Source organism: Pontivivens ytuae, from assembly GCF_015679265.1.
Lineage (GTDB): Bacteria > Pseudomonadota > Alphaproteobacteria > Rhodobacterales > Rhodobacteraceae > Pontivivens > Pontivivens ytuae.
This window is the reverse complement of the sequence record NZ_CP064942.1, coordinates 2,822,250-2,834,461: the sequence shown is the minus strand read 5'-3', so window position 1 is coordinate 2,834,461 and position 12,212 is coordinate 2,822,250. Positions and strand designations below refer to the sequence as shown.

Sequence of the window (12,212 nt, the reverse complement as noted above, 5' to 3'; positions counted from 1 at the left end):
GGGGCCTCGTGGCAGGGTGGGCCTCATCTGTCCCACAACCCCCTCCCAAGGCAAGCGCCCTGTCGCGAATGTGAGGGAGGGAGAGGCCCTGCGGTTTGACGCGCCGCAATCCCCTCAACCGCAGGGCGTGCTCAGGGCGCCGCCGCGATCACCCGGATCTCCACGAGGGCCCCCTCGCGGCGCAACCCGGCGACCTCCACGGCCGTCCAAGCCGGGAAGGGCTCCGCAACATAGTCCCGCCGGACAGCGGCAAAGACATCGAAATGCGCCCGCAGCCCGACATGGTAGCTCGTCATCTCCACGACCGCGTCGAAGTCGAGCCCCGCACTCCGCAACACTGTCCCGATCTTCTCGAACGCCGCCCGGAACTGCGCCGCGGGATCCTCCGGCATCGCGCCGTCCGGCCCGCTCCCCGTCACCCCGGTCAGGAACAGGTGCCCGCCCGACATGACACCGGGCGAGACGCCCAGCGCCTTCGCCCCGGCCGCGAAATCCGGCGGCACCACAGCCTTGATCGACATGAGCTCTTCCTTGCCCCGGCCCCGCATCACTCTCGCCCAATACGCCCTCGCCGGAGGCGCCCGGCGCAGCCGGCATCAGGCCTCGGGGACCAGGATCTCCCGCTTGCCCACCTTGTTGGCGGGCGTGACGACACCGTTCTCCTCCATCTGCTCCACCAGGCGCGCGGCCTTGTTGTAGCCAATGGCGAGCTTGCGCTGGATATAGGAGGTCGAGCACTTGCGGTCCCGCGCGACGATCGCCACCGCCTGATCGTAGAGCGCATCTTCCGAGCCCGTGTTCCCGCCGAGGCCGAGCACGAGGTCGATATCGCTCTCCGCTTCCTCGTCCGGGCCGTCCTGCACGCCCGAGACGTATTCGGGCGCGCCCAGCGTCTTGAGATGGTTGACCACGTCCTCCACTTCCTCGTCCGACACGAACGGCCCGTGCACGCGCGTGATCCGTCCGCCCCCGGCCATGTAGAGCATGTCGCCCATGCCCAGAAGCTGTTCGGCCCCCATCTCGCCCAGGATCGTCCGGCTGTCGATCTTCGAGGTCACCTGGAACGAGATCCGCGTGGGGAAGTTCGCCTTGATCGTCCCGGTGATCACGTCGACCGAGGGGCGCTGCGTCGCCATGATGAGGTGGATGCCCGAGGCTCGCGCCATCTGGGCGAGCCGCTGGATGCAGGCCTCGATCTCCTTGCCCGCGACCATCATCAGATCGGCCATCTCGTCGACGATGACGACGATGAAGGGCATTTTTTCGGGCGCGAACTCCTCGGTCTCGAAGATCGGCTCCCCCGTCTCGTCGTCAAAGCCGGTCTGCACGGTGCGGGTGAACGCCTCGCCCGCCTCCAGCGCCGCCTCGACCCGCGCGTTGTAGCCGTCGATGTTGCGTACGCCCATCTTCGACATCTTGCGGTAGCGTTCCTCCATCTCCGCCACCGTCCATTTCAGCGCCACCACGGCCTTCTTCGGATCGGTCACGACGGGGGACAGGAGGTGCGGGATCCCGTCATAGACGCTGAGTTCCAGCATCTTCGGGTCGATCATGATGAGACGGCAATCCTCCGGCCCCAGATGGTAGAGCAGGCTGAGGATCATCGTGTTGATCGCCACGGATTTACCCGAGCCCGTGGTCCCCGCGATCAGCAGGTGCGGCATCCGCGCGAGGTTCGCCACCACGGGCTCCCCGCCGATATCCTTGCCCAGCGCCAGCGGCAGCTTGTGCTTGCTGTCGCCATAGGAGGGTGCCGACAGGATCTCGCGCAGCAGTACCTTCTCCCGCACCTCGTTGGGCAGTTCGATCCCGATGATCGAGCGCCCCGGCACGGTTGAGACGCGGGCGGCGAGCGCCGACATGGACCGCGCGATGTCGTCCGCCAGCCCGATCACGCGCGACGCCTTCAGCCCCGGCGCCGGCTCCAGCTCGTACATCGTGACGACCGGACCGGGCCGGACGGAGACGATTTCCCCCCGGATGCCGTAATCGTCGAGCACGCTTTCCAGCATCCGTGCATTCTGCTCCAGCGCCTCGTCGCTGAGGTTCTGCCGCACGATCCCGATCGGGTTCTCCAAGAGCGATAGCGCGGGCCGGTCATAGGCCCGCGGCCGCTCGCTGTCGAAATCGAGCTGCGGCTGCTCCTCGGCCTGCGCGGCCCGGCTCTTGACCTGCGGCTTCGGCGCCTTGTGCTGCACGACGGGGCGGAAGACCGGCTCATCGCGGGCCGGCGCCGCGGGGGCGGGAGCAGGCTCCACGACCTCCTCCACTTCCGGCTCCTCACGCCGGGCGACGGCCGCATTGATCCGGGCCATCAGACGCTCGCGGCCCGACGGCTCCTCGACCTCGGAAGCATCGAAACCGGGCTCGCGCCGGACGCGGCCTGCAGTCACCGGCTCCTCCTCGACCTCCCGCGGGCGCGGCCGCAGATGGGTCTTGCGCACCCAGAGCCAGGCAAGGGCCGCAGCCACGACATGCCAGGACCGCGCCCAGCCCGCCCGCAGCCCGCGCCAGCCCCAGCGCGCCTCGGCCCGGTCCACGCCCAGCGCGAACGCGCCCACGATCAGCAGCCCCAGCCCGAGTGCTACCCCGAGCAGGGGCAGCGCCAGCGTCGTCTCCAGCGGGATCAGGCCCAGCAGCGCCGCCGCCACCTGATCGCCGAGCAGGCCGCCGATCCCGAAATCCGGCAGCCAGCTCACCGGTGGCACGTGCACCGCGGCAAAAGCAGCCGCGAGCACCAGCGCCGGCGGCACGAAGAGGATCCGCGTCACCGCCCGGCCCCCGTCGCGCTTCGCCACCAGCCGCAGCCCCCAGACGGCGAGCGCCAGCGGCAGGCCCCAGGCCGCCCAGCCGATCGCGCGCAGGAACACCTCGGACAACGTCGCCCCAGCATAGCCCAGGGCGTTCACCGGCACCCGGTCCACGGAGTTGAAGAGCGAGGGGTCCTCCGGGCTCCACGTCCACAGCATCGCGACCAGCGGCAGCGACAGCACCAACAGCGCCGCACCGATCCCGCGGCCGGTCCACTGGCTCCAGACCCGCCCGGTCTCGCCCTTCAGCGGGTCGCGACCCGCGCGTGCGGTGAAGAACGCCATCGCCTCAACCCCTTCCCAACGTCTCGCGGATCGCCTCGAGCCCGGTGCGCACCTCCGCGGCCGGCGCTACCAGCGCCGCGCGAATATAGCCTGCCCCCGGATTGCCACCGCCCAGCCGCGTATCACTCTCGCGGCTCAGGTAGCTGCCCGGCAGCACCTTCACCCCATGCTCGGACCACAGGCGGATGCATGTCGCCTCGTCATCCTCCACCCCGATCCACAGGAAGAACCCGGCCTCGGGCGAGGAATAGCCCGGCACGTTGCCCAAAACCTCGTCGGCCAGCGAGAACTTCTCGGCATAAAGCGCCCGGTTCGCCTCCACATGCGCCTCGTCCGCCCAGATCGCGGCCGCCGCCTTCTGCGCCGGAATGGGCAGCGGCGCCCCGGCATAGGAGCGGAGCTGGCGCATCGCCGCGATACTCTTCGGCCCGCCGGCGCAAAAGCCAGAGCGCAGCCCCGGCAGGTTCGAGCGTTTTGACAGCGAGTGGAACACCATCAGCCGCTCGGGATCGGCGTCGCCCAGCGCCTCCAGCGCCCCGGTCGGTGGCGCGTCGCGCCAGATCTCCGAATAGCACTCGTCGGCGAAGACGCGGAAATCGTGGGCCTCGGCCAGCGCCAGCAGCCCCTGCCAGTACGCCAGATCCGCCACCGCACCTTGTGGATTGGCGGGCGAACACATGTAGACCGCCGCCGTGCGCTTCAGCAGATCCTCGGGCACCGAGGCGAAATCCGGCAGGAACCCGGTCTCCGCCGTCGCGGGCACGTAGACCGGCTCCGCCCCCGCCGTCAGCGCGGCCACGGCATAGCACTGGTAGAACGGGTTCGGCAGCAGCACGACGGGCTGCGCGCCGTTCTTCTCCTCGGCGACCAAGGCCACGCAGGCCGCGAACAGCCCCTCGCGCGTGCCGTTGAGCGGCAGGATCTCCGTCTCCGGATCCTTCTCGACGCCATAACGCCGCTTCAGCCAGGCCGACTGTGCGGCGCGCAGCTCCAGCAGGCCCTCGTTGGGCGGATACTTCGCGTAGCCCGCGATGGCACCCGCCAGCACGTCTGCCAGCATCGGCGGCACCGGATGCATCGGCTCACCAATCGACATCGGCACCTCAGGCCCGCCCGGCGAGTGGGGGGCGAGAAGCGCCCGCAGGCGTGGAAAGGCGTATTCCGGCAGGCCGGAAAAGCGCTGGGGAAACTGCATGTCAGGCCTCATCGATCCGGGATCATGGCGCCCCGTTTACCCCGCTCATCCTACCGCCGCCCCGGCCCTCGGTCCAGTCCGCTGCCCCCGCGGGACACCGACCATGGCAACACCAAGAGGCCCCGCTGACGCGGCAATGCCACACCCCGCCCCCCCCTCATCTGTCCCGAAGTATCCCCGCCGGAGGCGCACGGCCCTCACACGAACTGCTCGCGGATCAGCCGCTCCTCCAGCCCATGTCCGGGGTCGAAGAGCAGCCGGTGCGCCACCGCGGGTTCCGACCGGATCACGGCGCGCACCACGTCGCGCACCTCCTCGGAGTCCGCCGTGGCCGCCACGCCGCGCTTCTCATGCTCCAGCACGTCGAACACCACTTCCGAGCTCGACGGCACCAGCGCGCCCCGCCAGCGCCGCGGCCGGTAGGCGGAGATTGCTGTGAGCGCCAAGATATCCGTGCCGATCGGTAGGATCGGCCCGTGCGCCGAGTAGTTGTAAGCGGTGGAACCCGCTGGCGTGCACACTAGCGCCCCGTCGCAAACGAGCTCGGCCATGCGCTCCCGCCCATCCACGCTGATCCTGAGCTTTGCCGCCTGCGGCCCCATGCGCAGCAGGGAGATCTCGTTGATGGCGAGCGCGGTGTGCACCTCGCCCGCCTCGTCGGTGACCTCCATCCGCAGGGGATGGATCACCGCCTCCTCCGCCGCGGCGATCCGGTCCTGCAGGTCGTCCTCCGCATATGCGTTCATCAGGAAACCCACGGTGCCACGGTTCATGCCGTAGACCGGCACGTCCAGCGCCTCGGTCGCGTGCAGCGTGGACAGCATGAAGCCGTCCCCGCCCAGCGCCACGATCACGTCCGCATCATGGGCATCGTGGTCCCCGTGCCGCTCCGCCAGCACCTCGCGCGCCGCCTCGGCCACCGGCGCGTGCGAAGCGACGAAGCAGAGCTTGGGCAGGTCTCGGAGCATCGGCGCGTCCCGCATCACGGTCAGGGAGCGCGAGCATGGCCCGCCGCCGCCCCCCGATCAAGCCGGATAGAGGTCGCCCCAAACGACACGGCCCCGCAGAGCGGGGCCGACGCGTCCATCACGAAAGAAGGTCAGTCGAGCGCGACCGGCCCGCCGTCCACCGCGCAGCGCCCGAACGGCTCCAGCGTGAAGCCCGGGCCGAACTCCAGCGCGCCCGGTACGGCAGCCAGCTCATGGATCAGCGACCCGATGCAGGTGGCGGTGACCCGCTCCAGCGAGCTCGGCCCGTCGAAGACCACGACCCGCAGCAGCCGGTCGGACCCAGGTGCGAAGACATACCCCGCGCGGAATGACGCCCCGCCATCGCGGCGCGTCAGCAGTGCAGCGTCGAAGCCCAGCGTGTCCGCGAACGGCACGACCGACAGGTTCTCGATATCATCGGCGAAAGCCACGAAGACGTCGAAGTCCCCGATCGCCTGCGACCGGAACGAGCTGTCGATGCCGCCGTCGAGATTGGCGCGCTCCACCGCGCGCATCACGTCGTCCGGCACGTTCCAGAGCGCGAGGCGGACTCCCTCGGCAAGGCCGGGATCGGACGGGAACGACCGGGCATCTGCGCTCGCTGCGAAGAGGCTCCCGGCCACTGCGAAAAGGCAGAGGGCGCGGCAAACGCCCTTGTAAACATAATCGTACACTGTCCACTCCAACTGGTGCTCGGCCTCTCGCAGGGCCTTGTCCAAAACGGTACCGCCAGCTTTGGGACGACGCAAAAACCCTCGATTCCGACGTTACGGATTTTTCCACATAGCGGATGGAAAATTTACCTAGCGAAAGCTGACGTAGCGGCAATTGGCGTATCTGGCGGCAATTGGGCGCGAATACGGCAAATGTGGTGATCTCGCCGCATTTTAGACATGAATCACGTCAAACTGCTGCGGCGTCCTCCACACGCAGCTTCGCGCGCCGGCGCCCGCCCCATTCGTCGATCTCCAGACGGCCTGCGAGATGGAACGGCCGCCCGCCATGTCCCTCCAGCGCAGGCCCCAGATCGCTCTCGAACGCGCGGAAGGCGATGGCGTCGAGCCGCCCGCCCGCGTCGCCCTGCAAGGTCAGCCGCAAGTGGCTCTCGCCCGCGCGCTTGGCAAAGCAGATCCGCTGGGCGGAGAGCGCAAAGCGCGGCGCGGGTGCGCCCGCACCGTAGGGGCCTGCTGCCTCCAGCTCCTCGATCAGCGCGGGCGTCGCGCCCTCGGGCGTCACCAACCCGTCGATGCGCAGGTCCTGCGGCCCGCCGACGCCTGCACCCTGCCGCGCCAGCAGCTCGGCCAGCCGCTCCATCGCGGGCTCCAGCATCGGTTCGGCCACGGTCAGCCCGGCAGCCATCGCGTGCCCGCCACCCTTCAGCAACAGCTCCTCCCGCGTGCAGGCGGCCACCGCGCCGCCAAGGTCCACGCCCGCGACCGAGCGGGCCGAGCCCTTGCCGATCCCGTCTTCCAGCCCGATCACCACGGCGGGGCGGTTCGTCGCCTCCTTCAGCCGGGCCGCCACGATGCCGACCACACCCGGATGCCAGCCCTCGCCCGCGGCCCACACGAGCGGGCCGTCGGTGCCCCGCGCCTCCGCCTGCTCCATGGCCTGCGCGAGCACCGCCGCCTCGATCTCCCGCCGCTCCCGGTTCAGCCCGTCGAGCCGTTCGGCCAGCGCCGCCGCCTCGTGAGTATCCCGCGTCGCCAGCAGCCGCGCGCCGAGATGCGCCGCCCCGATCCGCCCGCCTGCATTGACCCGCGGCCCCATCAGGAACCCCAGGTGATAGGTCGTGGGCCTTGAGTGCAGCCCCGCCACGTCGCCCAGCGCCACCAGCCCCGGCCGCGCCCTCCGCGCCATCACGCTCAGCCCCTGCCGCACCAGCGCCCGGTTGAAGCCCACGAGCGGCGCCACATCCGCGACCGTCGCCAGCGCCACCAGATCGAGCATCGCGATCAGATCCGGCACCTGCGCCGCACCCCGCAGCGCCCGGTTCGCGCCCGCCAGCATCAGGAACACGACCCCGGCGGCGCATAGGTAGGTGCACTCCACCTCCTCGTCCTGCCGGTTGGGGTTCACCACGGCCTGCGCCGGGGGCAGCGTTTCGCCCCCCTGGTGGTGGTCGAGCACCACGACCTCCGCCCCCTTCGCCACTGCCGCGGCGATCGGCTCATGGCTCAGCGTGCCGCAATCGACGCAGATGATCAGGTCGTGGGCGGCGGCAAGCTCCTCCATCGCAAGCACGTTCGGCCCGTAGCCCTCGTCGATCCGGTCGGGGATGTAGAGCGTCGCGCCGTGGCCCATCTGCCCCAGCCAGTCGAGGATCAGCGCCGCCGACGCGCCGCCATCGACGTCGTAATCGGCGAAGATAGCGATGCGCTTGCGGGACTTCACGGCGGCGGCGAAGACCTCGACAGCACGGTCCATGTCCTTGAGGCTCGACGGGTCGGGCATCAACTCGCGCAGGGTCGGGGCGAGGAAGGCCTCGGCCTCTTCCGGCTCGACGCCCCGGCGCGCGAGCACCCGCGCCACCGGGTCCGACAGCCCGCCGACCTGCGCCAGGTGCGCCGCCGCCCGCTCCACATCCGCACCGAGGCCCACCCAGCGTCGCCCACTCAGCGAGGCTTCGACATCGAGAAAGGCAGGGGGAAGGTCACGCGGCATGGACTACATCATCTGGTGTGCACTGATTTGCACACTACCATATCGCGAGGACGCTTGAGCTGAAAGCGTTGTTTGGGCGTGGATCGGCGATGTGACCGCCACGAGGCCCGTGGAGCAAGGCGCCACCGTCCCGGCCGAAGCGCCGGGACCGTTGCCACCAACGCACCCCACAGCCAAAGGCCCCGGATCAAGTCCGGGGCGGTTGCGATGAGGCGGCACCACCGGTCCACGCCCGCGACGGCTTCGCCCGTTCACGCCTCAAATGCTCCACCGAAGCGTTTGCGAGACGCGGCATTCACCCCGCTCACTCCGCACCTACCCCAGCGCCCACTCCAACCCGCCCGGCAGCCCCTCGGCCGCATAATCCACCCGCAGCACCCGCCGCGGCGTCTCGCGGTCCGACGGGCCCGAGCGGTGCAGCGTCAGCATCGGCAGCACCAGCACGTCGCCCCGCGCCGCGACGCACACTTCCCGCGGCAGCGCTTCCGCCCGCGCGGCGGCCTCGGCCACCGGGACCGGGCCGGGCTCACCCAGCGCGATCTCCATCGCCCCGGTCTCCGCGTCCTGATCGTCGAGATGCAGCCGGACGAACAGCATCCGCGCCAGCACCTCCACGGGCGGCTCGCAGTGCCACATGTCGCCCTTGCGCGACCAGCGGCCGAAGCCCGGCACGTCGCGCCGCTCACGCACCGCGATCACCCGGTCCTGGTGCCAGGGCAGCGCCCAGTTCCGCCCCACCCGCTTGTCGAAGGACACGATGCGCACCGGCCGCGCGCCCGGCAGCAGGCGCCCCACGGCCTGCCCGACCACCGACCCTTCGCCCAGAAGCGCGACCAGCGCCGGATCCGCCTGCCGCATCCCAGGTCGTCCGTCCCCTTCGGTCAGCGCATCGAAACGGGCGAGGTCGCCCGGCCCTACCAGCCCGCGCAGCCAGACGCGGCCCTCTACCAAATCCGTCCGATCCATCAGAAACGGTCCCTCACCCGTGCGTCGATCTGCGGCCCCTGTTGCACGACCCCGCCCCCTCCCCTATCACCACGCGCGACCCCGCAAGAAGGACGCGACCATGACACAGCCCCTCCGCATCGCCATTGCAGGCCTCGGCACCGTGGGGGTGGGCGTTGTCAGGATGGTCACCGCACATGGCGATCGTATGGCCGCCCGCGCGGGCCGCGCCATCGAGATCACCGCCGTCTCCGCCCGCTCCCGCACCAAGGACCGCGGCGTGGACCTCTCGCCCTACGGGTGGGAAGACGATCCCGTCGCCCTCGCCCGCCGCGATGACGTGGACCTGATCGTCGAGGTCATGGGCGGTGAGGACGGCCCCGCGAAGGTGCTGACCGAGACGGCGCTCGGCTCCGGCAAACACGTCGTCACCGCCAACAAGGCCATGATGGCCCGCCACGGTCAGGCCCTCGCCGAACTCGCTGAGGCCAACGGCGCCGTCCTGCGCTACGAGGCCGCGGTCGCCGGGGGCATCCCCATCATGAAGGCACTGACCGAGGGCCTCGCCGGCAACGGGATCGAGCGGGTGATGGGCGTGATGAACGGCACCTGCAACTACATCCTGACGCAGATGGAGCAGACAGGCGCGGACTACGCCGACGTGCTCATGAAGGCCCAGCAGCTCGGCTATGCCGAGGCCGACCCCGCCTTCGACGTCGGCGGCATCGATGCGGCCCACAAACTCGCCCTGCTCGCCGCCACCTCCTTCGGCACCCGGGTGGATTTCGACGGCGTGCAGATCGAGGGGATCGAGCAGGTCTCGCTCGCCGATATCGAGCAGGCGCGCGAGATGGGCTACCGCGTGAAGCTCCTCGGCATCGCCCGCATGGGCGAGGACGGACTGGAGCAACGCATGCAGCCTGTGCTCGTGCCCGCCAGCTCATCGGTCGGGCGGCTCGACGGCGTGACGAACATGGTGATCGTGGAGGGTGATTTCGTCGGCCGCACCGTCTTCACCGGGCCTGGCGCGGGCGAGGGGCCGACCGCCTCCGCCATCCTTGGTGACGTGATCGACATCGCGCGCGGCCTGACGGTTCCGGCCTTCGGCCAACCGGCGGGCACCCTGATCGCTGCCAATCGTGCGGCGACCGCGGGCCCGGCGAGCCACTACCTCCGCCTGACCCTCACGGATGCACCCGGCACGCTGGCGCAGGTGGCCCAGGCGCTGGCGAAACACGGCATCTCCATCAACCGGATGCGCCAGAACGACCACGAGGGCGAGATCGCGCCGGTGCTCATCGTCACCCACAACTGCGCCCGCACCGATCTCGACGCCGCCCTGGCCGAGATCGCGGGGAGCCCCGCCAGCCTCGCCGCGCCCGTGGCCCTGCGCATCGAAGAGGTCTGAAGCGCCACCGTCCCGGCCGAAGCGCCGGGACCGCTCGGGACCCGCGTCGACATCGCACATCGCGCAAAACCCAACGCCCCCGGCCCTCCTCCGGCCGGGGCGGCTCCAACGACTCCCCGCACCGGACCCGCAGCGCCCGAAACTACCGCTCCACCGGTCCAGCGCGCCGCAGCCACAGCTCCACCAGCACCAGATACGGCAGCCAGAACGCCACGTTCTGCACGATGTCGAACCCGCCGGAGAAGTCCTCCTCCGACCACAGCCCGCCGGTTGCCAGGTACCAGAGCGTGTAGTGCAGCCGGTAGAGCCAGGACCCGATCGCCAGCACGAAGAACCGCAGCGCCCAGGCCCGGTGCGCCTCGAACCGCCTGGCGCGCGCCATCCGCACCGCCTGCACCGCGCTCACCAGCAAGAGCAACCCGTAGACCGTGAACCCCGCACTCATCAGCGCCCCGCCCTGCGTGCCGCGCGCGCCGATGTAGAGCAGCCCGCCCACCGCGGCAGGCACCGCACACGCCGCCAGCAGATAGCCAGTCGTCCGATGCACAAGCGGCCAGCGCCGCCGCAGCGCACCGACCAACTGCACCGGCGCCAGCGCGGTGATCATGGCACCCGTCAACATGTGCAGGAACAGCCCCGCATTCACCGCGGTCCCGCCCGCGACCTGGAAATGCGTCTCCGCCGTGATGTCCGACGTCAGCCCCCGCCAGCCGAAGACCGCGGCATAGATCACGAAGGGCAGCGCGAGCAGTACGATCAGCCCGAGCCCTGCCAGTCCGCCCCATCCGCGCCGCACGCTCTCCGCCATGGTCTCCCGCCCGCGTATCACTCTCTTCAAATACGCCCGCCGGAGGCGGTCCCGCAATCGGCAAGCCTGCGCTACCCGGTCTCGCCGAGATGCCGCTCGCCCCGCGCCGCGGCGAGGTCGATCTGGCGCTGACGCTCGCGGAACCGCGCACGATCCTCCGCCGTGCGCTCGTCGATACAGTGGTGGCAGCTCACCCCGCGCTCATAGGCCGGGTGCTTCAGGTCCGCAGGCGCCAGCGGCCGCCGGCACCCACCGCAGAGCACGTGCGGCCCCTCCTCAAGCCCATGCCCGACCGAGACCCGCTCGTCGAAGACGAAGCACTCGCCGCGCCAGAGGCTCTCCTCCTCCGGCACCTCCTCCAGGTACTTCAGGATGCCGCCTTCGAGGTGGAAGACGTCCTTGACCCCCTCGCCCAATAGCCAACTCGTCGACTTCTCGCAGCGGATGCCGCCGGTGCAGAACATCGCGACTTTCTTGTTGTGGAACCGCGCGGCGTTCTCCCGCCACCAGGCCGGAAAGTCCCGGAAACTCTCGGTTTTCGGGTCCACCGCCCCCTCGAAGGAGCCGATGGCCACCTCGTAGTCGTTGCGGGTGTCGATCACCACGACCTCCGGGTCCGAGATCAGGTCGTTCCAGTCCTCGGGCTTCACGTAGCGACCCACCGCGGCGGTCGGGTCGACAGGCCCGGCACCCAACGTCACAATCTCCGATTTCAGCCGGACGCGCAGCTTGCGAAACGGCATTTCGATGGCGGAGCTGAACTTGGGCTCGATCCTTTCACAACCGGGAATTGCGCGCAGACGTTGCAGAGCGCCACGGATCGCATCGGGGGTGCCGGCGAGTGTTCCGTTTATACCCTCAGGGGCCACCAGCAGAATTCCGCGAACACACAATGACCTGAGCTCGGCCGACAGCGTCTCGACAAGCGTTTCGGGCGAGGTGATTCGGGTGAAAACGTAGAGGGCGGCCACCCGGAACCGCTGAGAATCGTCCATTTCCGCACTCAACTTAAAGTCATTGGACACAATATAGCTGCGTTTTCGCCACTATCTGCCCGGCCCGGCGGGAAATGGCCAGCCTTGCGCGTTGCTTTGGTGAGGGCGCTTTG

The 12,212-nt window shown here is 69.8% G+C and carries 10 protein-coding genes; 1 reads left to right on the top strand and 9 read right to left on the bottom strand.

The window, feature by feature from the left end; genetic code table 11:
- Positions 1-131: 131 nt before the first annotated feature.
- The 7 genes from I0K15_RS13970 to I0K15_RS13940 form a co-directional block, all read right to left on the bottom strand.
- Entirely contained in the window at positions 132-521 is a 390-nt protein-coding gene (locus I0K15_RS13970) for a RidA family protein (RefSeq protein WP_196102119.1), read from the bottom strand.
- Positions 522-596: 75 nt separating this feature from the next.
- On the bottom strand, positions 597-3,095 hold the full coding sequence (locus I0K15_RS13965) for a DNA translocase FtsK (RefSeq protein WP_196102118.1): 2,499 nt from the start codon (positions 3,093-3,095) through the stop codon (positions 597-599).
- A 4-nt stretch (positions 3,096-3,099) separates the two neighbouring features.
- Entirely contained in the window at positions 3,100-4,290 is a 1,191-nt protein-coding gene (locus tag I0K15_RS13960; protein ID WP_196102117.1) for an aminotransferase class I/II-fold pyridoxal phosphate-dependent enzyme, read from the bottom strand.
- Positions 4,291-4,487: 197 nt separating this feature from the next.
- A complete protein-coding gene (locus I0K15_RS13955) occupies positions 4,488-5,258 on the bottom strand; it encodes an NAD kinase (RefSeq protein ID WP_196102116.1) in 771 nt (256 codons plus the stop codon).
- Positions 5,259-5,389: 131 nt separating this feature from the next.
- Positions 5,390-5,953 (bottom strand): hypothetical protein, encoded by a 564-nt coding sequence (locus tag I0K15_RS13950; protein WP_196102115.1) that lies wholly within the window; start codon positions 5,951-5,953, stop codon positions 5,390-5,392.
- A 229-nt stretch (positions 5,954-6,182) separates the two neighbouring features.
- Positions 6,183-7,943 (bottom strand): single-stranded-DNA-specific exonuclease RecJ, encoded by a 1,761-nt coding sequence (gene recJ, locus I0K15_RS13945; RefSeq protein ID WP_196102114.1) that lies wholly within the window; start codon positions 7,941-7,943, stop codon positions 6,183-6,185.
- Positions 7,944-8,258: 315 nt separating this feature from the next.
- Complete coding sequence (locus tag I0K15_RS13940) at positions 8,259-8,909, bottom strand: phytanoyl-CoA dioxygenase family protein (RefSeq protein ID WP_196102113.1); 651 nt, start codon at positions 8,907-8,909, stop codon at positions 8,259-8,261.
- 100 nt (positions 8,910-9,009) lie between these two features.
- Here I0K15_RS13940 and I0K15_RS13935 point away from each other — a divergent pair, with 100 nt between their 5' ends.
- Positions 9,010-10,296, top strand: coding sequence for a homoserine dehydrogenase (locus I0K15_RS13935; protein ID WP_196102112.1), 1,287 nt, complete (start codon positions 9,010-9,012; stop codon positions 10,294-10,296).
- Positions 10,297-10,438: 142 nt separating this feature from the next.
- Here I0K15_RS13935 and I0K15_RS13930 read toward each other — a convergent pair whose 3' ends face one another.
- Together I0K15_RS13930 and trhO are read right to left on the bottom strand one after the other, a co-directional pair.
- A complete protein-coding gene (locus I0K15_RS13930) occupies positions 10,439-11,125 on the bottom strand; it encodes a DUF2306 domain-containing protein (protein ID WP_230374407.1) in 687 nt (228 codons plus the stop codon).
- A 50-nt stretch (positions 11,126-11,175) separates the two neighbouring features.
- Positions 11,176-12,099: an oxygen-dependent tRNA uridine(34) hydroxylase TrhO gene (trhO, locus tag I0K15_RS13925; RefSeq protein WP_196102111.1), complete on the bottom strand. Its 924-nt coding sequence runs from the start codon at positions 12,097-12,099 to the stop codon at positions 11,176-11,178.
- Positions 12,100-12,212: the final 113 nt, after the last annotated feature.

Coding starts and splice junctions, on each gene's coding strand:
- I0K15_RS13970 (WP_196102119.1), bottom strand. CDS start 521: ATGTCGATCAAGGCTGTGGTGCCGCCGGATTTCGCGGCCGGGGCGAAG.
- I0K15_RS13965 (WP_196102118.1), bottom strand. CDS start 3,095: ATGGCGTTCTTCACCGCACGCGCGGGTCGCGACCCGCTGAAGGGCGAG.
- I0K15_RS13960 (WP_196102117.1), bottom strand. CDS start 4,290: ATGCAGTTTCCCCAGCGCTTTTCCGGCCTGCCGGAATACGCCTTTCCA.
- I0K15_RS13955 (WP_196102116.1), bottom strand. CDS start 5,258: ATGCTCCGAGACCTGCCCAAGCTCTGCTTCGTCGCTTCGCACGCGCCG.
- recJ (WP_196102114.1), bottom strand. CDS start 7,943: ATGCCGCGTGACCTTCCCCCTGCCTTTCTCGATGTCGAAGCCTCGCTG.
- I0K15_RS13940 (WP_196102113.1), bottom strand. CDS start 8,909: ATGGATCGGACGGATTTGGTAGAGGGCCGCGTCTGGCTGCGCGGGCTG.
- I0K15_RS13935 (WP_196102112.1), top strand. CDS start 9,010: ATGACACAGCCCCTCCGCATCGCCATTGCAGGCCTCGGCACCGTGGGG.
- trhO (WP_196102111.1), bottom strand. CDS start 12,099: ATGGACGATTCTCAGCGGTTCCGGGTGGCCGCCCTCTACGTTTTCACC.